Below are 20,908 nucleotides of genomic sequence, written 5' to 3'. Positions count from 1 at the left end.
CCCGTGTGCCCGGGCGCGCGGATCAGGCGGCGGTGTCGTCGCCGCCGGGACGTCCGCCGTCCCCGCGGCGCGGAAGGACACCGGCCGCGAGGAGGGTGTCGTACAGCCGCTGCTGTTCCGGGTCGAGGCCGGAGTACAGCATGTCGTACGCCTCCTCCTCGCCCCGCACCGTCTCGACGGGGTCCCAGTCGTCGCCGAGCGCCGCCATGACATGGGCGCGGCGGGTCAGCTCGTGACCGGTGAGGTCGACGGAGAACTCGACCGGCTCGGTGGGACGGGAGGCATCTTTGTCGGACATATAACCGAATTTAGGTAAGCCCTCCGGGTGACGACAAGGGCCCGTGGGGCACCTCACAGCAGGTCGGAGGGGATGGGACGGCCGCTGCCGGCTCAGGAGGGCGGTTCGGTCCCGGCCTGCTCGCTCACCAGGTACCGCGCGTACCAGTCCGGCCAGTCAGGGTCCTCGCCGCCGGTGCGTGCCTCGTGCTCACCGTGTGCGGCCGCGGCCCGGCGCAGGGCGTCCGCCAGGTCGCCGGCGGAGGAAAAGGTGGTGGCGGCGGGGTCGAGCCGTCCCGGGAGCCGGGTGGTGACCTCCTGGAGGAGCCAGCCGTTGCCGTCCGGGTCGCTGAACGACAGGAAGGAGCCGTAGCTGCCGTCGGGGCCCGCCACCCGGGCGTCGGCGCCGGCGTGGTGGAAGACGCCGCCGGCGTCGTGGAACACGTCGCTCGGGTGGGCGCCGTGCCGGGCCAGCTCGTCGTGGGCGGTCCTGATGTCGTCGACGATCAGGTGCAGGCCCTGGGCCGAGCCCGGAGCCTGGTCGGTGACCGAGGACCCGAAGATGACCGACGCCGGGGAGCCCGGCGGGGTGACCTGCACCACCCGGAAGTCCCCGTCGCCGGCGACGTCCGCGTCGAGCCGCCAGCCCAGGGTGGTGTAGAAGTCCTTGGCCCGGTCGACGTCGGTGACCGGCACGACGACGACCTCCAGTTTCATGTCCATGGCTCGCGCCTCCCGTCCGGTAGGGGCGTAGGGGGATGCCGGCGAGGGCGGGCGGTCAGTGGGCGAGCAGTTGCTGACCGCCGTCGATGTCGTAAGTGGCGCCGGTGAGAGCGTCGTTGACCATGATGTGCACGGCGAGAGCGGCCACGTCCGCCGGGCCGACCACCCGGCCGATGGGCAGCGTCTTGCGCAACTCCTCGCGCCGCGCCTCCAGTTGGTCGCCGAGGAGGGCTGCGGACAGCGGGGTGTCCACGAACCCGGCGGCGATGAGGTTGACCCGGACCGGGGCGACCTCCAGGGCCAGGTTGGCGGTGAGCGCCGGCAGCGCCGCGGTGACCGCGCCCACGACGGCCATCCCGGGCGCGGGCCGCCGGCCGCCGGTGCCGCCGATGAACAGCAGCGTTCCCCCGGCCCTGACCTTCTCCCGGGCCGCCCGCGCCACCGCCAGCACCATGGCCATCCGCGCGCCGAAGTCCCGGGCGGCGTCGGCCGGATCGAGTTCGCCGAGCGGGGTGTACGACGGGCTGCCCGCCGTCACCAGCACGTGGTCGACCCGTCCGGGCAGCTCCCCGAGGAAGCGCTCCAGGTGTGCGGTGTCCTGGGCGTCGAGCACGGCCGTGCTCAGCGGGTGCAGTTCGTCCGCGGCCCGCCGCAGGCGCTCGGCGTTGCGCGCCACCAGCACCAGGTCGCCGCCGGCCGCCCGCACCTGGCGCGCCGTCTCCAGACCGATGCCGGCGCTGCCGCCCACCACGACGACCGTCTGCCCGGCCAGTTCTCCGGGCGCTCCGTTCGACCCACCAGCCATGACCGCCTCCACGTCCGCCGGCACCGTCCACTTCGCAGGCCCTGCCGGCCGTTACCGGGAACCCCCTCCGTGCCCACCGTCCACGGGGCCGACGAACTCGTCGGTGCTGAGCACGGCGTGGGCGTACGGGGGCGCGTCGAGGTCGAACGTCGCTGTCATCTCCTCGCAGTTGAAAGAGCCCAGGTGAGGAAACCCAGGTGAAGGAGCCGATGGCGTCGCGGACGAGGACCACGTGGCAGCCGAACTCCTGCCCGAGGCGTGCGGCGGTGTCGACGCAGGAACGGGCCCGCATGCCGTTGAGCGGGAACCCGCCGGCGAACGGGTCGATCGCTGCGGCGCCGCACGGAGCGGGGACGGTCGGGTCCGCCCCGAACTCTCCGCCACGGCCAGCCGAGTCCGGAACCTCAGTCTGTCACCCACCCGGCGGAACGGCATCCGGACCCGCCGGCACACCCCGCCCCCGCCATCCGGCCCCACCAGCCCTGGCCGACCTCCTGCCCCGGGCTGTCACCCGCCGAGCCGCTTCATCGGGCCGGCCGGTCATCAGGCCCGGCCGAGTACCTCGTCGGCGCTGCGGGGCTCTGTACGCGGTTGCCGGTTGAGGTTGTGGCGGGCGATGGAGGATCGCCGGTAGACCTCCTTGCGGGCCCGCATGATGTTGCCCAGGGGCGCGTGCTCGGCGGTGACCCGCCAGGGCGTGAAGGACAGCGCGTCCATCTTCTCCAGGTTCTCCGGGCCGGAGATGTCCTGCTGCGGCAGCCGCAGCTTCGCCACGGTGAAGGACGGCGAGAGCTGCTCGGGCCACTCCACGGTGGTGTCCTCCACCGGCATGCGCTCCAGGTCGGTGCAGAGCTGGATCTGGATGTCGAAGACGTAGGGCCCCTCCTGCAACTCTGCTTGCAGGGCCGGCCGGAAGACCTCCGCCGCCGAGGTCGGGTCGAGGGTGCGCCGGACCACCCCGGCGGCGGACGTCGGGTCGGGAGTGATGCGCACCTTGGCGATGTAGTCCCCGTGCCGGACCGCACCCATCGTCCAGTAGCTCGACAGCAACAGGTTCGCCGGAGGCGTCTTCGACAGGCGCAGGAAGGCGAGGAACTCGTCCCACGCCCAGTTGTCCTGGTCCAGCGTTCCCTTTCCGGTCACGAATTCGGTGAAGAAACGATGTGCACCGGGGCGGCCCTGGGAGAAGTAGGCCGGCGCGTTCAGGAACAGCTCCTGGATGAACAGGTAGTGCTCGACCGTGTTGCAGAAGAAGACCGGTCCGTTGATGTTGGCGTAGTCGAACGTGCCCGTGTCCGGTTCGTCTTCCAGCAGGGTCGGGCCGGGGATGCCGAACATCTTCAGCGCCAGCCCGGTGGCCGCACCCAGTGTCGCGTCGGCCCCGGCGTGGGGCGAGCCGTTGGAGAAGCGGATGAGGGCGTCGTGGGTTCCCGGAGTCGCGTAGATTCCCTGGGCGTACTCGGGGGGCAGCCCGGCCAGGATCTCCACTTCCCCTCGGACCAGCCCGTAGCCCTTGGCATGGGCGTCGCGAAGGGCCCGTCCGGTGCCGCCGGCCGTGACCGACTCGCCGATGTAGCTCTCGGTCTTCTCGATCACCGTCTGCACGTTGCGGTCGAAGTCCGGGTCGTCGTCTTCGACGTCCGGTGTGTAGCGGACGAACTGTGCTGCCATGACTTCGACCTCTCCTCCGGGAGACCGTGATCGCACCTCAGGGGCTTGAATTCGTCCTCAGTCCTCAAGTTCGGCGAGCCAGCGCAAGGCGCGCAGACCCGGTACGAAGCAGTACTCACCGCCGCGGGTGACCACGAAGCTGGGCAGGTTCTGCAGACGACGCCGGACGGGCTTCTCCGGGATGGTGACGCTGCCGGTTCCGCCGTGGTGCCCGGCCACCGGGTCCTTCTCGCCGGGGTAGCCGATGAAGTTGCCGTCGTTGACCCATTCGGACTTGATGAACTCGAACTGGCGTTCCAGGTGGGCCCCGAGGAAGACTCCGACCAGGCCGCGGTCGGCGCCGTCGTCCTCCAGCACGCCCTCCGGCAGCGGCGGGCCGTAGGTGGTGCCACGGCGGATGAGGCGGTGCATCCGCGCGTCGCCGATGATGGTGGAATCGCGGGGGTTGATGCGCCGGATGTGGGCACCGGCGGGGCACCGGTAGCCCCGGTCGTCGTTCTCCCGGTACAGGAAGTTGTTGACGCGGTGCGGATCGGCCGCGAGCTCCGGATCGTCGTGCTCCGGCGTCAGCGTCAGCGGCGCCCCGCTCGGCCAGCGCCCGACCATCTTCGCGGCCAGCAGCGCCTCCTCCTCGGCGCCCGAGCTGTTCGCGCGCAGGTACCGGCGCCAGGCCGCCACGTTGGTGTGAATCTTGCGAACGGCCGCATAGGTGCCGTTGCGTCCCAGCACATCGGGGGTGGGCATGGGCGGCAGGCTGCCGGTTTCGTCGGGGTAGCCGAGGATGAACTCACCGGCCTTGATGGGGGCCTCCTGCGGATTGGAGCCCGGCAGCCCGACACCCTCGATGTTCGGATGGCTGATGCCGTCACGGAAACCGAAGGTGGTACGCCCGGTCGGGAGCTGGTGGACGTCCTGCTGCCAGATCACCTGGACACCGGGGGTGTCCTCGTAGGCGACCCGGGCCCGCTCCAGCTCCTTGTCGAGCTGTCCCGTATCGGAGGAGAGGGCGCTCAACGCGATGTGGACGTCACCTGTTCCGAACGGCGCCTCCCAGTGGGCCGGCGCACTCTCGCCCACGTCCCCGATCAGCTCCGCCCGGGCGGCCATGCCCTCGCGAAACGCCTGCGGAAAGCTGTCCAGCGACTCCTGAGGCACCCCCAGGGCCCGCAGCCCCTGAAAGGTGATCGCCACAGCGACCCAGGCGTCCTGGCTCCGGTCCACGTCGGGCAGACCGCCCGACGTCACCGGGAGCAGCCGACGCAGCAGGGCGCGCCCGGCACGGCGGTCATCGACGCGCAGGAAGACGAACTTTCCCTCGTAGGGCACGGGCCGTGGACGCAGTGCTCCGCTCTGGACGTCGTCGATCTCGACGCTCACGCCGGCCGCGCTGCTGTCCGCTGTGTTCATGGTCGCCTGTGCCTCCATATCGGTCTCTGCCTGGACAGCCCTGCAACGGCCGACTTGCACCGGCCGACGCGGTCCACCGAGGGTGGGTGGAATCCGAGGGTCGGCTGTGTCCGGGGTCTACGTCGAGGCTTCCTCCAACAGCTTCTGGAAGGCAGGCGTGGCCACCAGCTCCGCGTTGGCCGGGTTCTCCAGCGCCGCTCGGAACTCGGGGGTGTCCAGCACTTCCTGGAACGCGTCGTCCACGCGGTGGTCCTTCCAGATCTGCTGGACGGTCAGATCGGGGTACGAGCTGACGAAGACGCCCGCGGGCTCCTGATGGGCGACGAACCAGTCCTTCACCCCTGGATCGCCGACGCCAGGGAACCCTTCGCTGTGCGAGAAGATCCTGTCGAAGTTCGCCCCGACCACCGTCTTGCCGAAGTCGTCGATGTAGGTGTCCCAGGAGCCGTCGAAGACGCTCGCGAACATGAACTGGGTGTCATTGTCGAACAGCACGTGGCGTGCGTCGTGCAGGGTGCCGATCTCGCGCAGCGCAGCACGGTTCTCCCCCTCGGCAATCCTCGCGAGATCCTCACGCAGCGCGTCTGCATGGCCCGGCTTGATCTTGGTGAAGACGGTGAACTCACTGCAGACCCCGTCCGACCTGCCCGGGCGCTCGGGGTGAGCCGACTGGGTTGCGCCTGTGTTCGCAGTCATCGTGACGTCCTCCTGCCGCGATGCGTGCGAGGGTCGCCCAGCGTCCGGACATGAGGCGCCATCGCCCTCACCTGTTCATCGTGGCCGCATACGACTCGTCTCGCATCTCCCGGCCCCGCGTTCAGACGGTCGGGGCACCCGCTCCCGGAGGACGTCGCCCGACTCGGCAGCCACTCCGCCCCCACCCGGGGGCGATCACGGACAAAGTTCGCAGCTCAGCACGGCGTCGCTGCCATGGCGGTCCTGTTCTTCGTCCTCGGACCGAAGCTGCTCGGAGAGGCATCGGTATCCGCATCTCCTGATGAGCCGGAACCCGGACGGAGACGAACAGGAACGCCCCCCGGACGGAAGCCGCACCCGACTATGCCGACGAGCCCCCTCCCCATCAGGGAAGAGTCAGTGCACGTGCCCGCTCGAAGCCGGCGCCGGACCCGCGTTCTTCACCGTCAGCGGCAGCAGCTTCTTGCCCGTCGGGCCGATGTGGGCTGGAGACCGTCCACTCGTCGGCGTAGCGGCGTACGGCCTCGCCGTACAGCCCGAGTTGCAGCGAGCGACACGGCACGGGTTGAAGGTGCAGATCGCGCTCGGGGTCCCACTGAACGCGGGTCGGCGCACTCTTCAACTCGCGTTGCCAGGCACTGCGGTCCGGATGCAGCCCGCGTACATGGCTCGACAGGCACGCGTTGCGCAGCGCCCACTCGAAGCCGTCGCGGGTGATCTCGACGGCAAGGACGGTCTCCTGCCCCGGCTTCGTGCCCCAGCCGCAGCGGTACATCATCCATAGGAACGACGGCTTGATCCAGGTCAAGCGGTGTTCGCAACCCTTTGGCGGGAGACGGTCGCTGGACCGGAGATCGCGGCTGAGCCCCGCCCGGGTCCGCACCCGTCAGTCGATCGAGTCCATGAAATCCAACATCCGGCGGTTGACCTCGTCCGCGTGGTCGATCTGCGGTCCGTGACCGGTGTTCGAGACGATCTCGGCCCGGGCGCCTCGTATCAGCCGCGGAACGCGCTCCACTTGCCGCGTCGGATGCACAAGGAGGCTTCGCTTGCCGAGCACCAGATAGAGCGGGGTGCGGATGGTGGACAGTTCCTCTTCGGACAGGGGCAGTGGAGCCGGGCGGCGAATGCGGTAGGCGCGGACGCTTGTTCTGATCATCGCGCGCAACTGTGGCACGACGAGGACCGGCTGCTCCAGCCAGGCCGCCAGCCGAGGGCGCAGCCTCTGGGGCGCGAAGGTCGCGAAGAGGCTGATGAAAATCCAGACGAAGAAACGCAAGCCGACCTTCTCAAGGCCGCCTGGGTCGAGCAGGGTGGCCGAGGCCAGGCGTGCGGGCCTGCGGTGTGCCTGATTCAGGACGAGCCATCCTCCATAGGAGGAACCAACCAGGTGGACGCGGTCGAGGCCGAGTCCGGCGAGTGTCTCGTCCAGCCACTGGGCGGCACGTTCGGGCTGGTGAACGGGTTCACGGTGAACACTGCGGCCGGGGTCGCCGGGTGTGTCGATCGCGTAGACGGGGCGCTCGGTGCTGAGATCCGGGGTGTTCGGGTACCACATCGCGGAGCAGCTGCCCGCGCCATGCACCAGGACCACCGGGGTGCGGGAGGCGCCGGCCGGGTCGTCGGGGCCGTACCGGTAGACGTGCGTCGTTCCGAAGCTGGTCTCCACGTCCTCCTGCGCGACGGCCGGCGCGCCCATGGCGTAGACGGCGTCGCACGCGGAGAAGTAGCGCTCGCGAAGGGCGTCGTTCACATACCGCCCTACGTCGGGGCGGACGCGTTCGCGGGTCGTGGTCTCGGGCACGGAAGGCCACCTCCAGAGGCAACAACTCGATCGTGGTACGACCGTATCATTAAATTGATACAGCCGTATCATGAAACCGGCCGAGCAACCGACGCTGACGGACGAGAGGCGCAACCGATGCCGAAACGCGTGGACCACGCACAACGACGAACCGAGATCGCCGAGGCACTCGTCAGGGTCGCGGGGCGGCGCGGGCTGCACGCCGTGGGGATGCGCGACGTGGCAGCGGAGGCCGGCGTGTCACTGCGGCTGGTCCAGTACTACTTCGAGACCAAGGAGAAGCTGCTGCTCTTCGGGCTGCACCATCTGACGGAGAGGTTCGGAGAACGGGTCGCCGCCCGGGTTCGAGCAGCCGGTAGCAGTCCGGGCCCACGCGCCGTGATCGAGGCGCTTCTGATGGCGGCACTGCCGACCGATGACGAAAGCCGCACGTTCCACTTCCTCTACACCTCGTACGCCGTCCTGGCCGTGACCGACGAGGCCCTTGCCGCGCAGCCCTTCATCGCGAACCCCGATGCCGCCGAGGACACCCTCACCGGGCTCCTCCGGCAGGCACAAGAGGCCGGTCTCACCGGGCCCGGAACCGATGCGAGAGACGAAGCGGCAGGCCTCCTTGCCATGTCAGCCGGACTCGGCACCAGCGTCCTCGTCGGCCAGCGCAGCCCCGAGACCGCAGCCGCCATCCTGAATCGTCACCTGAACCGGATCTTCCAGGCCGGTTGACAGGGTTCGCACACTGACGGGTCTGTAGACGCGGCTTGACGACACATGTCAAGCCGTGTTCACAAACCTCTTGGGGCGCCGCTGTCAGGCGACATCCGGCATGTGGGCCAACGGCGTTGGATCGTCGAGGAAGATGTTGCACATGGTTGATCATTCTCATGGGATATCTCCCATGTCACTCGTGGACGACGAGTGGGCGTACGCGCTCTGCGGTGGCACGGCGGCCCGGGAGTATTTCACCTTCGGGAGCGCCACCGTTGTTGTCGGCGATGCCGGGACACTGATCACCGTGGAAGGCGCCCGCCGTGGCACCGTGTCGGTTGCCAGTGCCACGGCCACCCTCTTCAGACCCCTGGGTTCACACGGCACCGGCTACTTGTCCATGGCCTTCGACATCCGCGGTTGCTCCCCCGATCTTCACCGACGAAGAGTTCGAGACCCTCGGCGCCGCACTCGACAAACGCAAGAAGAACCAGCCTCCACGCCGTGTCGGCGGAGCAACTCAGTTCCTTGGTGCCCTCTTGTGCGCCGACTGCAAGACGAACATGACCGTGCACATCACGAACAACAAGTGCGGGACCTACCACTACCTGCGGTGCCGCAACTGCAAGAGCGGCGGACTCGGCGCACCCAACCCCCAGCAGGTCTACGAACGCCTTGTGGAAGACGTACTCAAAGTCCTCGGGGACTTCCCGGTCCAGGTTCGCCAGTACGCCGAGGGCGCCGAGGTCCGGCGCGAGATCAAGCGCCTTCAAGAGTCCATCGCCCTCTACATGAAGGAGCTCGAACCGGGAGGCCGGTACACGAAGACCCGGTTCACGAAGGAGCAGGCAGAGACGACGCTGGACAAACTCATCGGCGAGCTGGAGGCCATCGACCCCGAGACGGCGAAGGACCGATGGGTCAACGTCGACGGTGGTAAGACCTTCCGCGAACACTGGCAGGAAGGCGGCATGGAAGCCATGACCGCAGACCTGTACCGAGTCGGCATTCGGTGCCAGGTCACCCGCACGAAAGTGCCGAAGGTGCGAGCCCCGAAGGTTCACCTGCGTCTCCTGATTCCGAAGGACGTACGCGAACGGCTCGTGATCCAAGAGGACGACTTCGCGGAAGCACTCTGACACGGCCCGCCACAACGGCGAACCGACGAAATGCCACTCGCAGAGTGACGGAATGCGCGGAGTGGGGTCAGCGGGCCGGTCGGCCGCTGCGGGCTCGCGGGCGCCCACGTTGCGATGGGTTCCCAGTCCGGGCACGCTTGATCTGACCGCACAAGCCACCCCGTTTGGGTGGCTCGCGGCGATGTACGTACCGCACCGGGTATCTCGTTTCATACCTTTCGTCACGGGGGCTACTCGGGCCCGGCCCCAGGCCGCCACCGTGCCCAGTAGCCCGCCGATGGCCGATGGCCGCTACGACGAACGAGGTGGCTGCGAGTGCACCCGAGAAGGAGACAGCAATGGCGACTGGCACGGTGAAGTGGTTCAACGCAGACAAGGGCTTCGGGTTCATCGAGCAAGACGGCGGCGGTGACGACGTCTTCGCTCACTTCAGCAACATTGCTGCCCAGGGCTACCGCGAGCTCAGGGAAGGCCAGAAGGTCAGCTTCGACGTCGTCCAGGGCCAGAGGGGCCTTCAGGCCGAGAACATCATTCCCTCCTGACCCACGACATAGTGCGCCCTGCACCACGTCGATGTGGGGCACGCTGCTGGTTTCCCCGCCCGCGCTGCGCGCTCCTGCCATGAGCCGAGTCGGAGGCCGACTCCCCAGACCCGACCACCCCGTCGGTCAAACTGAGACAAGCTCTTGCAGGGTGTCTACGGCGAGGTGGCGTGCCACGTTGGTCGCCTTACAGTCGCGGAGGCTGTCGAGCATCAGGAAATCGTGCAGCATTCCCTCGACGCGCACCGCGGTGACGTCAACGCCTGCTTCGCGCATGCGTGTTGCGTAGGCCTCTCCCTCGTCCCGCAGGACGTCGGCTTCGTCGGTGATGACGAGGGCGGGTGGCAGGCCTCTGAGCTGGTCCAGGCTGGCGTGAAGCGGTGATAGCCAGGGGTCCTGCCGCTGACTGACATCGGGTGCGTACTGGTCCCAGAACCACATCATGCCTGCGCGTGTCAGGTAGTAGCCGTCCTGAAACTGCAGGTAGGAGGCGGTGTCGAAGTTGGCGTCAGTGACGGGGTAGAGCAAGATCTGCCGCTTGACCTGTATATCGCCACGTTCTTGTGCCATCAGAGCGAACACGGCCGCCATGTCGCCACCCACCGAGTCACCGCAGACCGCCAGGCGAGAGGCGTCCAGGCCGTACTCTGCGCCGTGCTGGGTGATCCATTTTCCGACCGCGTAGTTCTGTTCGATCTGCGTCGGATACTTGGCTTCGGGAGCGCGGTCGTAGACCGGGAAGACGCACGCCACACCGGCGCCGGTGACGAGTTCGCGCACCAGGCGGTCATGCGTGTTCTCGTCGCCCAGCACCCAGCCGGCACCGTGGATGTAGAGCATGACGGGGAGCGTGCCGCTGGCTCCGGCAGGCCTGATGATGCGTGTACGGACCTGGCCGTACTCGCCGGCATCGACCGTTACCCATTGCTCGTCGATTTCCGGCTTGGCGACTCCTTCTCCCGTTTGCAGGCCAGCAAGGATGTTGCGACCCGTGGCCGGCGGTACCTCGTGGATTTGGGGGTGGCCGGAGGTGGCGTCAGCCAGTTCTTGAGCCGCGGGCTCAAGAAACGGGGTCGGGGGGTTGGGGAGATTCACCATGGGGAGACCTACCTCTCTCGGCATACGTTCGGGCTAACCCGCCGAAAAGACCCATTTGGGTGAGAGCCTAGTTACATGCCCTCATGAGGCGACTTTCCGCGCAACCCGGGTGGCCCTTGCTCAAGCAATGGCGCCCGGCGAGTCGGCCGCACCCCGGCAGGATTCGAACTCGCGACACCGCCCGGAGACCGCCCACACGGCCCCCGACAGGCACGCCTCCACACCTCCGGCACGGAGAGCACACGCGTACCCTTCGATCTGATATTTCACCTCTGTCCAAAGAAAGAGTGATTCGCCCTATGGTTGCGACATTCACCCTGTTGACTGCCGGTTACGACCCGCTTGCCCCGCGGAATGTCGGTCGCGACGGGCACGATCAACCGTGGCACGTCGCCTCCACCGTCGCCTTGCTGCGCGACGGAGACGCGATCGTCGTCGTCGACCCCGGCATGGTCGCCGACCGCAAGTTGATCCTCGACCCGCTCACCGCCGCGGGCGTGACACCGGGGCAGGTCACGGACGTGGTCTTCAGCCACCATCACCCTGACCACACCGTCAACGCCGCCCTCTTCCCCAACGCCCGCTGTCACGACTTCTGGGCCATCTACTACAACGACAGCTGGACCGTCCGGCCCGCCGACGGCTTCCAGATCTCCCCCTCCATCCGACTCATCGAAACTCCTGGACACAGCCCTCAGGACATCACCACCGTCGCCGACACAGATGAAGGAACCATTGCCTTCACCCACATGTGGTGGCACACCGACGGCCCCGCCGAGGACCCCTTCGCCAGTGATCCCGACGCCCTGCGCATCAACCGCCGCAAGATCCTCGACTTGCAGCCGACATTGATCGTTCCCGGCCACGGAGTCCCCTTCGCACCCAGCGCAAACACGCCTGCGTAGGCGCACCCCGTCGGACCTGCGCACGGTGTACGGCGCTGGTCATTAAAAGGTCTGCAAACGCGGCTTGACGTGGGTCTTCAAGCCGCGTGCACAGCCCACAAGAAACTACGCCTACGCGCTGGACCGAGGTCGCCTCCGGGCCGACCTGTCGAGGCGAGGATCATGGTCGGGTGATGAAGTGGACGAAGGAGACGCCCCCGGAAGGGAAGTCCGAGCATGAGCCGGAACTCTCCGCCTACCAGCTGGCGATGAGGAATCAGCTTCTCGCGGCCCCTGTGGTGCCCGCGCCCGAGCCCTGGCGGCCCGTCTTCGCGTACGAGTACGGCGTCCCTGTCAGCGGACTGCTCGGGATCGGCTTCGCGACGGCCCCCGACACCGGCCACGATCTGGTGATGGTCGTCTCCTCCGACGGGCACGGTCTCTTCGACGCCGTGACCGGCGAGAAGATCGCCAGGGACCGTGACCCCGCTCCCGAGGACAGCACCCCCGACGCCGTCGCCGACCTGTCCTGCCCCGGGCTGGGGCCGATCACCGGAATCCGCGTACGCATCGCCGGGCTCTTCGGCGGCGGGCTCCACACCACCACCGAAGACGGCTGGACCCTGGAAGTCGTCACCCCGGCCTGGCCGAACGAACAGGTCCTGCTGTCTGTCGACGGCGGGCTCCCCCACGCGGGTCCGCACGGAGAGGACTGGTGGCACATCTTCCACTCAAACTACTCCACATTCCGTGCGGCCGGCTTCTCCCCCTCTGGCCGAACGATCGCCGTGGCGACGAGCAGTGACCTCTCCCTGTGGACCCGTGGAGCGAAAACCGGCACCAGCCGCTCCGGCAATAACGAGACCTGACCGCAGAGGCGGCAGCGGGGCCACGCCATGTCAGCCGTCAAATCGGATCCACTTGAGCGGTGTGCCGCCCAGTGGGGCAAGAGCGGTGCGGTGGGTTGCCCCGGCCCAGACACTGAAACCGGCGTCACCACGCTCTCCCGAGATATGCAGAACGAGTCCCGGAGCCACGTAGAAGCGCGTGGGGAACGCAGGACAGAACGGCCGCAGGGGCACGGGGAGGAGCCCTTCGGTGAGTTGGTCGATCTGCTGTTCCGTGACCTGGTCGCACAGAGCCACGTACTCCGCACCCATGGAAGCCTCAAAGAGCGAGAACTGCATGAGGAAGCCGCTGAGAGGTTCCTGCTCGGCGATCGGAGGTTCGTCGTACTCACGAAACCAGACGGTCGGATCGGCTTCGGGACCGTCGAGCGTCCACAGCAGCGACCAAAAGAAACCTCCCTGGTTCTCTTCGCCGAAGACGAGCATCTCCCCACTGGGGTCGGTCTGAAGCTTGGAGGCGGGAAGGACTCGGTTCTGCACTCCCAAACAGCGAGGGCGGTGCTGTGCCAGCCGGTAGAAATGCCCCAGTCTGTCAGGCAGATCCAGGGGAGGTGCCTGTACTGGCGGTGGTTCGGCAGTCTCAGAAACAGCGGGATACCAGCCGGTGATGAACTGTTCGAGCGCACTGACTCGGTCACCGTCCACCTGTCCGAGCCACTCCAGGTTCGGGAGATGTGCCGGCGGGAGGCAAGGGCGGACGCGGTCCAAGTCGGGCCTGCTCAACGGTGAAGCGAGCCGAAGGGCACAGTCGGTGAGGACGTGTTCGTCGAAGCCTGGATGGAGCACCGTGCCTGCCCGGGTCACGGATCCGGTGCCTAGATACACCAGGCCCTCCGAGTTCCGGACCGTCAGATGAACCGGCAACTTCTTTTCATCTGTGCCCCGCCCCCAGGGCTCATCCATCAGCCGTTTCCTGACAGGCGTTGGCGCAGGGCCTACCAGACGGACCTCATCGGCGTTCCACACGCAACTCCTGTCGAGAGCGTCTCCGGCTTCTACGATGATCAGCGTCCCGGCATCGCCGATGATGACGGTGGCGCTCCCGAAGGTGAAGCACTCCCGGGCCGCCGTGCTACCGCAGAGCGCGTACGCCCACTCATCGTCCACGAGCGACATGGGAGACCCCATGAGAGTGATCAACCATGTGCACATCTTCCTCGACGATCCGGCGCCGGTTGCCCACGCTCGCTCAGTGATCCGCATCAGTACCGGCCCCGACGGAACCGACATCTCCCCGCTGATGAGCTGGACAAGGAACTACGCGCCCGGTATCCCCGCGAAGCCGCCACACGTGACTTCCACGAGCGGATCTTGACCATCAAGCGAGGCGCAACCAGACCCGAGCTTCCGTTCTGAACGCGACCGCCATTCTCAGTGGACGGCACAGGCTCGGTTTCGAGGGGTCAGGTGACGGAGATGCGTGTGAGGTCGATGGTGACCAGGACCGGCTCGCTCAGGACCTGTCCGTTTTCGTCGGTGGGCACGACGTAGCGGCGGGTCGGGAACACCAGTCCGGATACCCTTGTGTGCTTCTTGCACAGGTGCGCGGCCGGCAGGCCGCCGAGCACGTCCGCGGCGTAGTCGTGGCGCTGCAGCAGGCACTCGGCGTTGTAATAGAAGGTCTGCTGGGTGGCGTGGGTGGCGATGTGCGGCGGGAACGTGGCCCGCAGCCGCCGCCATTGCTCGCCTGCTTCCTGCCACGGTTCGATTTCCTCCACGGCGACACCGGGGTGCGTGAGGAGGTAGGGGGCCGTGAGGTAGTTCCACAGCGCGTAGCCCGCGAAGTACAGCACGTGGAGCTGGTCCCAGGGGGCGTTTGGGGCCTGGTCAGCGAAGGAGTGCCGTGGGGAGGTGCGCTCGGTGAGCGTGTCACCGTCGCGTTTTTCGATCGCGACGTTGTCCGGGGTGAACACCCCGCGCAGTTCCGGGCCGGTGTAGTCCTGGTAGACCAGGCGTTCTTGCTGTACGTCGACGATCATGTCGGCGGTGCTGAGGATGCCTGCCTGGCCGTGGTTGGACCACAGTTGTCCGCCGATGGATCCCTGTGCGTGGATCGTCTTCGCGTCTTGCCACCGTTGGAGGCCGCCGTGGGCCTCGAGTACGAGATCGAGAAGGCTGGTCACGATGACCTCCGGGGCGAGAGTGCTGTTTGGCGCGGGTGCCGGGCGCGGACCGTCTCACTCGTCGGCTCAGCGAGGGCGCGGGCGGGGAGGCGGACACCGGCGCCCTTGGCGGGGGTGCATGGCGAGGGCAGTACTACCAGGGGCGGATGGGCGGTTCCGATCTCGCCGGGCCGTCGCGTATGTTCCACACTTTTGACAGGTCGTCAAAGGCGTAGGCGGCGGCTATGTCGAACCGGTCCTGGAGCGCCAGCGCGATCAGCTTCGCGGCCGCCACGTCGGATGCCTGCCTGGCGGCAGAGGTCTCGGACAGCCAGCGGCCGACGGGCTTGCCGCGCAATGTCAGAGATTTGTGCGCAGCGTTGGTGCGGGCAGTGAGATCGGCTCCTGGGCCATCTGCCCATAGCAGACGAGTGTTCCGCGGTGTCGGACGCGGCCTACAACAACATCCACCAGTGGACAGCCGAAACCACCGCCGACTCTCGTGAGCAGTGGGCGCGCGCCGCCGAGAAACTCGCCGCACTGAACGGTCTGCGCTACTTCTTTCCTGGAACGAGGTAAACCTTTCCTTGCCTGCCCGTCTGCTCTGCTTGAGTAACGGCGTCATGGATCTCTTCGAGCGAGTACTTCTGCCCGGGCGAGGTCTTGAGGATCCCCTCACGCATGAGGTCAATGATGTCCTGGCCCAACTGCTTTCGCTCCGAGTCATTAAGTCTCTGCAGCCAGTAGCCGAGCCAGAAGACTTCCAAAATACGGCGGCCGGCCAGGACGTACCGGGGATCATCGCCTACGAGGATCGGCTCTCCCGTGAGTGAGCCGTAGACCAGCATGTGCCCATCCTCGTGGAGCGCCTTGAAAATCTGGGTTCCGGTTTCACCTACCACCGGGTCGATGGCGTACTTGACACCTTCGGGACTGATCTTGCTGCGGACTTGCTCGTCGATGGGCCCCTCTGTGGAGAGGATGACGGCATCGGCGCCGAGGCGCCGCAACTCCTCTGCTGATTCGCGTCTGCGGACGACATTCACGGTACGGATACCCTCGCGCTTGGCCAGCCTGATGATCATCCGCCCCAGTTCGGATCCCGCCGCGGACTGCAGCAGCCACTCACCTCGGGGAACCGCCAGCACGTGGCGGACCATGACGATGGCGGCGGCTGGATTGACGACGAAGGAAGCCGCTTGGTCATCGGGGACATCATCGGGCACGTGGAACAGGTCGCGGGCAGAGTTGACAGCGTATTCGGCCCAGTTGCTACCACCGAAGTTGAGGATGGAAACTCGTTCTCCTACGGCGACGTCATGCACTCCGGACCCGAGGGCCTCTACGATACCGACGCCTTCAAAACCGGTCGGCGAGGGGAACTTCGCCTGGATGCCGGCATAGTAACCTCGCACATAAAGAAGGTCAGAAGGATTCACCGGGGATTCCAGGACGCGAACCTTTACCTGCCCTGGCCCCGGGTCCGGAACAGGCACGTCTTCTGTATGCAGGACTGAAGTTGGCTCCCCGTATTGGGTAAACTGGATTGCTCTCATGTTGCGATTCTCCCGTTCACTTTCGAGCAGGCTGCCTCATGCGAGAGCGCCACTCGCTGCAGGAACTTCCCATTGTTGACGCCGCGAGGACGTACGGCGGAGAGCAGCGACCGATTGCGTCGCACCCACAGCGCGGTGGAATTTCAGCATCCGCACACCGCCCTGAACTACCATAGTAACTCCAGGATTCCGCTCGTGCAGGCTGCCCAAAAGGATCAGTTACCTGAATATTCGCAGGTCCAGAGGGTATCCACGCGCCGTTCGGGTTTGGCCGCCGCGTGATAGTTCACCCTGCGAGTTGCGCATGATGAAATGGCGGCCGCCGTCACCGTGCCGACGGCGGCGAACTTGGTCGATCGGCGGCTACAAATGCCTCCACCGGCGTTTACCTCCAAATGCGTAGACGACGGACAGCGCAACCGCAACGAAGTTCGGTGTGAGTGCTCCAACCACGTTGATCCGGGTCTGTGACATGCGTGCAGGATCCATGTATGAGTTGACCTCATCAGGGTGCAATCCGCTCATTGCGTCGTGAAAAAACTTTCCGTCGGTGAAACAGCGATACAGCACGAGACAGACGACCGACGTGAGGAACAGACCAACGACGAACGCCACAGCGGCAGACAGGGGACCAGGGCTTCGACGCCGCATCGACGAGACGGCGAGGCCCGTGAGCGCCCCGGTCGCAACGCCCCACGCGAGTACAAACCACATCGCGTAGAGGACTTTAAACGCCGACGTGTGGCCATTGGCCATCTCCATGATCGATTGACGCCACACCAGCAGGTTAGTGAGCGCAGCACACACCCCAAGTGCGACGCTGACGCGCAAGATGGCAGCCGACACGGCCACACCTCACCGCAAGAACGGAATCTTGTTGAGCACGCTCACACCCCTCTCGGTGTTGAGCAGCAACGACCCGAAGACCCCTCCAAAGATCGCGGCTATATAACCCTTGGCGAAGAACAGTGCCGGATTCTCGTGCGTACCCCAGTAGTCCATGCCGGGCCGAGTGTCGACAAAGAAGCAGACCGTATTGCATGCGGCAAGGACCGTGGCTCCCGCGATCGCCGTGATGATCAGTGCAGCCCGGCTACCCTGCTTGAAGCCCGACGCGGCCAGGTATGCGATAGCCCCTACTGCCGCTCCCATGCCAATGCCGCACAGGATTTGCGTCCATATCAAGCGACCGATCAACGAGGGATGAAGCTGAGGAAACACGATCATCCCGATGAACAAGAATATCGTCTCGCAAATCCAGCTGAAGAAGATGAACACCTTGATTGTCCGTGCGGGCCGCCGTTCTTCGGGTGACTCGGCGTGAAGATTATTCGCACCAACAGCTGCACTCGCCATGACCAGCTCCACGTTCACAGGGCGGCCGGGGGCTGCTCATACCAGTGTCGCTGTCGCGGCTTCCTGACGCGAGAGGAGCGTGCCAACTACGAGATCTGTCCCGTGTGCTTCTGGGAAGACGACGGGCAGGACGACCATGATGCTGACCGGGTTCGCGGCGGTGCGAACGGCCGACTCGGCCTCACGCAGGCTCGCCGGAACTTCCGTGCCGTGGGAGCCTGATACGAGCGATGCACCGCGTTCGTACACGACCCTCGGTCGGACGAAGACAGCGGTCTGACATCACCAGCTGACATCAAACGTCGTCAGACGGCGACGGATCCCGGCGGCCTGGTCCGGGTTCCGCACCGCCTGGCAAGCAGGTGCCCGGGCAGCCCGCACGGCCCATGGATCGAACCCCTGAAGCGGGTGTCGCAGATTCGAATCCTGCCCGTAGCGCCGGCCCTCACGGGGCCAGCTGATGTCACGCTCCGCACCAGAAGCAGACTTCGGCTCCGGGGGCCCGTACTTCTGCGTGCCACAGCGTGTGCAAGTAGGCCGACGTAACGTGAAAGTACGAGCTCACGCAATACGAGCTCAAGGAAATAGGAGCATCACATGCCCGTCTACAGTGTGACCACCACGCGCGGGCTCCTCCCGGACGAGCAGAAGGCCGACCTGGCGGCGGAAATCACCAAGCTTCACTCTTCCGTCACCGGTGCCCCCTCCTCCTTCGTGCACGTCGTGTTCACCGAACTGCCCGAGGCCAATGTCTTCACGGACTCGGCCCCGTCGCGCCCTCTGCTGATTCACGGCATGACCCGGGCCGGTCGGCCAGATGCGGAGAAGGTGCAGCTGGCCAAGTCGATCTCGACTGCCACCAGCGAGGTCACCGGTGTCCCAGAGTCTCGCATTCTTGTGATCATCACCGACAGTCCGGCCCGGTTCGCGGTGGAGGGCGGTCGTGTCCTGCCCGAGCCGGGGGACGAGGATGACTGGCTCAATGAGCAAAGCAACTGAGTAGGACGCTCCCCAGTTCGTTTCGAACGGGGTACTTGGCCTGCCCCCTCATCCCGCCCAGCCCTCAGTCCACCCGGACTTTTGCTGTCCGATAGGTACTGCTGATAGTGCGGCTCTGTCCGGCAAAAGTCGGTCCTTGCCCCGGCCAACGGGGAGGCGGCTACCCGACAGTGCGGGCGGTCGTAGACGGCCGAGCAATGCTCAAGAACGACAGCCGGCGTCGCACTCGGTCGACGTCCGTGACGACAACCGTCAACTGATCGCCGATCTGTACGACATCCTCTGGCACCGCCACGGGCACCGAGCTCAGCTCAGACAGCTGCACCAGACCCTCAAGGCCATCGGCGACCTGCACAAAGACGCCGAACGGCTCGATCGACGCCACCGTGCCGGCCAGGAACTCACCACGACGAAGCCGCTTGAGGAACGCCCAGAGCTCCGGGTTCTCAGTGGCCGCCATCGACAGCCTTACTCGACCCTCGTCCATGTCCACGGCCATCACCTCGGCAGTGACCCGCTGCCCGACCTCGGCGATCTCAGCGAAACGCCGACGCCAGGAACCGTCCAACACCCCCGCCCACCCGAGCGTCCGGGCGGTGGAACCGTCCAAAGTCACCGACACCTCAGACCGGGTGACCGGGCTTGCCGCGTCAGTCTGCCGCGTGGGTGTAGGTGATATCGCCGGCGGTCAGGTGGTCTCCGCAATGGGTGCAGCACAGTACCTGCTCGACCGCTCCGCCGTCAGCGGCGTGGGTGAGCCTCAGCGGTGGCTGGTCGACGACCCAGCGGTCTCCCCAACGCATCAACGCGACCGTCACCCCGTACAGATCACGCCCCTTCTCGGTGAGCCGGTACTCCTCTCGTGGAGGCCGGTCACTGTAGCGGCGGCGCTCCAGGATCCCGTGGTCGACCAGCCTGGCGAGCCGATCGGACAGGACGGTGCGCGCTGCACCGGTGTTGCGCTGGAAATCGGCGAACCGCCGCACCCCGAAGAAGCATTCGCGCAACACCAGGAACGTCCACCGATCCCCCACCTGGTCCAACGCCGCGGCGACTGAATCGTGACGCTGCTGTGCCGGTGTCTGCATGCCCTCACTCTACATGGTTGCATTTCGATACCTACTCATGGTTGGGTGTCGGTAGCGATTCGATACCGACTAGTAGGGAGGTAGGCATGACCACAGCAGCCAGTCGTTCAGCGCCCGCTGCGTCAGCGCACAACATCACGCCCCCGTACCAGCAGCTGGTCTTCCACCAGGACGGTCCGGTAGCGACGATCACGCTCAACCGTCCGCATGCGCGCAACGCGCTGTCGCTCCAGCTGTCCGACGAACTCATCCATGTCCTCGAAACCGTGCGTGACAGCACGACAATCAAGGTGCTGGTGATCGCGGGCGCCGGTGGGACGTTCTGCGCCGGTGACGACATCACCGAGATGCCCCAATGGGGCAACCCGAACGAGGTCATGCGCCGCGTCACCGGGTACCAGCACATGGCCGACACCCTGGCCGCACTCGACAAGCTCACCGTTGCGCGAGTGGACGGCTATGCGGTGGGCGGGGGCCTCGAAATCACCATGGCCTGCGATTTCGTCGTTGCGGCCGCCAGCGCGAAATGGGGGATGCCTGAGGTCGACGTGGGCATCACCCCGGGCTGGGGCGGCACCACCCGGATGGCACGGCTCATCGGCCGCCGTCTGACAAAGGAGATCAACCTCCTCGGTGCTTTGCACCCCGCATCACGCGCCGCCGAACTGACCCTATGGAACAGGGTGGTGTCCGACGAGGAGCTCGACGCCGAGGTCGAACGGCTGGTCACCGTCTTGTTGAGTAAGAACCAGCAGGCGGCTCGCCAGCTGAAGTTCATCATCGACAACGGTGCTGAGGCCGACCTCAAGACAGCGCAGGCATTCGAGAAACTCTCCGCCGGCCTCACCGGCGCGGTCAACAGTGCGTGGCAGGTCCCCGACGCCGATCAAGGCCAAGGCGTGACCGGATTCCGCGACAAGTCCGCCCTCTGGTCCCAGCGGCGTGACCTGGCCCGCGACTTCTGGACCGACGGACCCATTTCAAGTCAGTAACGCCGCGCTGTAGCCCTGTAGCCCGCCTCCGGCGAAACACAACCTAGTATTCGCCGGGGGCGCTCAGGTGAGCCTAGTACTCCAGCCGTAGACCGTGATCTTGTGGGTGGCGCCCCGGAGGGGTAGATGGGGCCACCGTTGATCATCTCGACGAGAT

The 20,908-nt window shown here is 66.3% G+C and carries 24 protein-coding genes and 1 pseudogene; 8 read left to right on the top strand and 17 right to left on the bottom strand.

What is annotated here, in order from left to right; translation table 11 throughout:
- Window positions 1-22 precede the first annotated feature (22 nt).
- From ABT137_RS00815 to ABT137_RS00780, 8 genes are all read right to left on the bottom strand, one after another.
- The gene (locus ABT137_RS00815; protein WP_351700262.1) at window positions 23-298 is read right to left on the bottom strand and encodes a DUF6400 family protein; all 276 of its coding nucleotides are present in this window, start codon (window positions 296-298) and stop codon (window positions 23-25) included.
- 92 nt (window positions 299-390) lie between these two features.
- Window positions 391-999, bottom strand: a complete 609-nt coding sequence (locus ABT137_RS00810; RefSeq protein WP_351700259.1) for a VOC family protein — start codon at window positions 997-999, stop codon at window positions 391-393.
- 55 nt (window positions 1,000-1,054) lie between these two features.
- Complete coding sequence (locus ABT137_RS00805; protein ID WP_351700256.1) at window positions 1,055-1,804, bottom strand: SDR family oxidoreductase; 750 nt, start codon at window positions 1,802-1,804, stop codon at window positions 1,055-1,057.
- Window positions 1,805-2,347: 543 nt separating this feature from the next.
- The gene (locus ABT137_RS00800) at window positions 2,348-3,475 is read right to left on the bottom strand and encodes a catalase family protein (RefSeq protein ID WP_351700253.1); all 1,128 of its coding nucleotides are present in this window, start codon (window positions 3,473-3,475) and stop codon (window positions 2,348-2,350) included.
- Window positions 3,476-3,532: 57 nt separating this feature from the next.
- The gene (locus ABT137_RS00795; protein ID WP_351700250.1) at window positions 3,533-4,882 is read right to left on the bottom strand and encodes a Dyp-type peroxidase; all 1,350 of its coding nucleotides are present in this window, start codon (window positions 4,880-4,882) and stop codon (window positions 3,533-3,535) included.
- Between the two features lie 117 nt (window positions 4,883-4,999).
- Entirely contained in the window at window positions 5,000-5,578 is a 579-nt protein-coding gene (locus ABT137_RS00790; protein WP_351700247.1) for a hypothetical protein, read from the bottom strand.
- 385 nt (window positions 5,579-5,963) lie between these two features.
- On the bottom strand, window positions 5,964-6,386 hold the full coding sequence (locus ABT137_RS00785) for a DUF4291 family protein (protein WP_502984446.1): 423 nt from the start codon (window positions 6,384-6,386) through the stop codon (window positions 5,964-5,966).
- 78 nt (window positions 6,387-6,464) lie between these two features.
- Window positions 6,465-7,382, bottom strand: a complete 918-nt coding sequence (locus ABT137_RS00780; RefSeq protein WP_351700244.1) for an alpha/beta fold hydrolase — start codon at window positions 7,380-7,382, stop codon at window positions 6,465-6,467.
- A gap of 117 nt (window positions 7,383-7,499) precedes the next feature.
- On the opposite strand from ABT137_RS00780, the gene ABT137_RS00775 reads away from it, so the two are divergent.
- The 3 genes and pseudogenes from ABT137_RS00775 (at window position 7,500) to ABT137_RS00765 (ending at window position 9,768) form a co-directional block, all read left to right on the top strand.
- Window positions 7,500-8,105, top strand: coding sequence for a TetR/AcrR family transcriptional regulator (locus tag ABT137_RS00775; RefSeq protein WP_351700241.1), 606 nt, complete (start codon window positions 7,500-7,502; stop codon window positions 8,103-8,105).
- Between the two features lie 401 nt (window positions 8,106-8,506).
- A pseudogene (locus ABT137_RS00770) lies at window positions 8,507-9,226 on the top strand (recombinase zinc ribbon domain-containing protein); the annotation flags it as partial.
- A 338-nt stretch (window positions 9,227-9,564) separates the two neighbouring features.
- Window positions 9,565-9,768, top strand: coding sequence for a cold-shock protein (locus ABT137_RS00765; RefSeq protein ID WP_351700238.1), 204 nt, complete (start codon window positions 9,565-9,567; stop codon window positions 9,766-9,768).
- Between the two features lie 126 nt (window positions 9,769-9,894).
- Here the strand turns inward: ABT137_RS00765 and ABT137_RS00760 are convergent, their stop codons facing one another.
- Window positions 9,895-10,866 carry an alpha/beta hydrolase gene (locus ABT137_RS00760; RefSeq protein ID WP_351700235.1) on the bottom strand — a complete coding sequence of 324 codons (972 nt, stop codon included), beginning with the start codon at window positions 10,864-10,866 and terminating at the stop codon, window positions 9,895-9,897.
- A 299-nt stretch (window positions 10,867-11,165) separates the two neighbouring features.
- On the opposite strand from ABT137_RS00760, the gene ABT137_RS00755 reads away from it, so the two are divergent.
- Both ABT137_RS00755 and ABT137_RS00750 read left to right on the top strand, forming a co-directional pair.
- Window positions 11,166-11,771 (top strand): MBL fold metallo-hydrolase, encoded by a 606-nt coding sequence (locus tag ABT137_RS00755; RefSeq protein ID WP_351700232.1) that lies wholly within the window; start codon window positions 11,166-11,168, stop codon window positions 11,769-11,771.
- 173 nt (window positions 11,772-11,944) lie between these two features.
- Window positions 11,945-12,619: a hypothetical protein gene (locus ABT137_RS00750; protein ID WP_351700229.1), complete on the top strand. Its 675-nt coding sequence runs from the start codon at window positions 11,945-11,947 to the stop codon at window positions 12,617-12,619.
- 30 nt (window positions 12,620-12,649) lie between these two features.
- Here the strand turns inward: ABT137_RS00750 and ABT137_RS00745 are convergent, their stop codons facing one another.
- From ABT137_RS00745 to ABT137_RS00720, 6 genes are all read right to left on the bottom strand, one after another.
- Entirely contained in the window at window positions 12,650-13,774 is a 1,125-nt protein-coding gene (locus tag ABT137_RS00745) for a hypothetical protein (protein ID WP_351700226.1), read from the bottom strand.
- A gap of 287 nt (window positions 13,775-14,061) precedes the next feature.
- Window positions 14,062-14,781, bottom strand: coding sequence for a hypothetical protein (locus tag ABT137_RS00740; protein WP_351700223.1), 720 nt, complete (start codon window positions 14,779-14,781; stop codon window positions 14,062-14,064).
- 133 nt (window positions 14,782-14,914) lie between these two features.
- Window positions 14,915-15,118 carry a hypothetical protein gene (locus ABT137_RS00735; RefSeq protein ID WP_351700221.1) on the bottom strand — a complete coding sequence of 68 codons (204 nt, stop codon included), beginning with the start codon at window positions 15,116-15,118 and terminating at the stop codon, window positions 14,915-14,917.
- Between the two features lie 196 nt (window positions 15,119-15,314).
- Window positions 15,315-16,316 carry a zinc-dependent alcohol dehydrogenase family protein gene (locus ABT137_RS00730; protein WP_351700219.1) on the bottom strand — a complete coding sequence of 334 codons (1,002 nt, stop codon included), beginning with the start codon at window positions 16,314-16,316 and terminating at the stop codon, window positions 15,315-15,317.
- 363 nt (window positions 16,317-16,679) lie between these two features.
- A complete protein-coding gene (locus ABT137_RS00725; RefSeq protein WP_351700217.1) occupies window positions 16,680-17,162 on the bottom strand; it encodes a hypothetical protein in 483 nt (160 codons plus the stop codon).
- Window positions 17,163-17,171: 9 nt separating this feature from the next.
- Complete coding sequence (locus tag ABT137_RS00720; protein ID WP_351701149.1) at window positions 17,172-17,672, bottom strand: hypothetical protein; 501 nt, start codon at window positions 17,670-17,672, stop codon at window positions 17,172-17,174.
- Here ABT137_RS00720 and ABT137_RS00715 point away from each other — a divergent pair.
- Together ABT137_RS00715 and ABT137_RS00710 are read left to right on the top strand one after the other, a co-directional pair.
- The gene (locus ABT137_RS00715; RefSeq protein WP_351700215.1) at window positions 17,637-17,894 is read left to right on the top strand and encodes a CPCC family cysteine-rich protein; all 258 of its coding nucleotides are present in this window, start codon (window positions 17,637-17,639) and stop codon (window positions 17,892-17,894) included. The two genes, ABT137_RS00720 and ABT137_RS00715, sit on opposite strands and share 36 nt — an antisense overlap.
- A 375-nt stretch (window positions 17,895-18,269) precedes the next feature.
- Window positions 18,270-18,671 carry a tautomerase family protein gene (locus ABT137_RS00710; RefSeq protein WP_351700213.1) on the top strand — a complete coding sequence of 134 codons (402 nt, stop codon included), beginning with the start codon at window positions 18,270-18,272 and terminating at the stop codon, window positions 18,669-18,671.
- Between the two features lie 160 nt (window positions 18,672-18,831).
- Here ABT137_RS00710 and ABT137_RS00705 read toward each other — a convergent pair whose 3' ends face one another.
- On the bottom strand, window positions 18,832-19,287 hold the full coding sequence (locus ABT137_RS00705) for a S1 RNA-binding domain-containing protein (protein WP_351700211.1): 456 nt from the start codon (window positions 19,285-19,287) through the stop codon (window positions 18,832-18,834).
- Between the two features lie 34 nt (window positions 19,288-19,321).
- A complete protein-coding gene (locus ABT137_RS00700; RefSeq protein WP_351700209.1) occupies window positions 19,322-19,759 on the bottom strand; it encodes a winged helix-turn-helix transcriptional regulator in 438 nt (145 codons plus the stop codon).
- Between the two features lie 86 nt (window positions 19,760-19,845).
- Between ABT137_RS00700 and ABT137_RS00695 the strand changes: the two genes are divergently transcribed.
- On the top strand, window positions 19,846-20,751 hold the full coding sequence (locus ABT137_RS00695) for an enoyl-CoA hydratase/isomerase family protein (protein WP_351700208.1): 906 nt from the start codon (window positions 19,846-19,848) through the stop codon (window positions 20,749-20,751).
- The last annotated feature ends 157 nt before the right edge of the window (window positions 20,752-20,908 follow it).

It is taken from the genome of Streptomyces sp. NPDC001980 (assembly GCF_040296885.1).
Lineage (GTDB): Bacteria > Actinomycetota > Actinomycetes > Streptomycetales > Streptomycetaceae > Streptomyces.
This window is presented reverse-complemented; position numbering and strand designations above follow the sequence as displayed.

Coding starts and splice junctions, on each gene's coding strand:
- ABT137_RS00815 (WP_351700262.1), bottom strand. CDS start 298: ATGTCCGACAAAGATGCCTCCCGTCCCACCGAGCCGGTCGAGTTCTCC.
- ABT137_RS00810 (WP_351700259.1), bottom strand. CDS start 999: ATGGACATGAAACTGGAGGTCGTCGTCGTGCCGGTCACCGACGTCGAC.
- ABT137_RS00805 (WP_351700256.1), bottom strand. CDS start 1,804: ATGGCTGGTGGGTCGAACGGAGCGCCCGGAGAACTGGCCGGGCAGACG.
- ABT137_RS00800 (WP_351700253.1), bottom strand. CDS start 3,475: ATGGCAGCACAGTTCGTCCGCTACACACCGGACGTCGAAGACGACGAC.
- ABT137_RS00795 (WP_351700250.1), bottom strand. CDS start 4,882: ATGAACACAGCGGACAGCAGCGCGGCCGGCGTGAGCGTCGAGATCGAC.
- ABT137_RS00790 (WP_351700247.1), bottom strand. CDS start 5,578: ATGACTGCGAACACAGGCGCAACCCAGTCGGCTCACCCCGAGCGCCCG.
- ABT137_RS00775 (WP_351700241.1), top strand. CDS start 7,500: ATGCCGAAACGCGTGGACCACGCACAACGACGAACCGAGATCGCCGAG.
- ABT137_RS00765 (WP_351700238.1), top strand. CDS start 9,565: ATGGCGACTGGCACGGTGAAGTGGTTCAACGCAGACAAGGGCTTCGGG.
- ABT137_RS00760 (WP_351700235.1), bottom strand. CDS start 10,866: ATGGTGAATCTCCCCAACCCCCCGACCCCGTTTCTTGAGCCCGCGGCT.
- ABT137_RS00755 (WP_351700232.1), top strand. CDS start 11,166: ATGGTTGCGACATTCACCCTGTTGACTGCCGGTTACGACCCGCTTGCC.
- ABT137_RS00750 (WP_351700229.1), top strand. CDS start 11,945: ATGAAGTGGACGAAGGAGACGCCCCCGGAAGGGAAGTCCGAGCATGAG.
- ABT137_RS00745 (WP_351700226.1), bottom strand. CDS start 13,774: ATGTCGCTCGTGGACGATGAGTGGGCGTACGCGCTCTGCGGTAGCACG.
- ABT137_RS00730 (WP_351700219.1), bottom strand. CDS start 16,316: ATGAGAGCAATCCAGTTTACCCAATACGGGGAGCCAACTTCAGTCCTG.
- ABT137_RS00720 (WP_351701149.1), bottom strand. CDS start 17,672: ATGGCGAGTGCAGCTGTTGGTGCGAATAATCTTCACGCCGAGTCACCC.
- ABT137_RS00710 (WP_351700213.1), top strand. CDS start 18,270: ATGCCCGTCTACAGTGTGACCACCACGCGCGGGCTCCTCCCGGACGAG.
- ABT137_RS00700 (WP_351700209.1), bottom strand. CDS start 19,759: ATGCAGACACCGGCACAGCAGCGTCACGATTCAGTCGCCGCGGCGTTG.
- ABT137_RS00695 (WP_351700208.1), top strand. CDS start 19,846: ATGACCACAGCAGCCAGTCGTTCAGCGCCCGCTGCGTCAGCGCACAAC.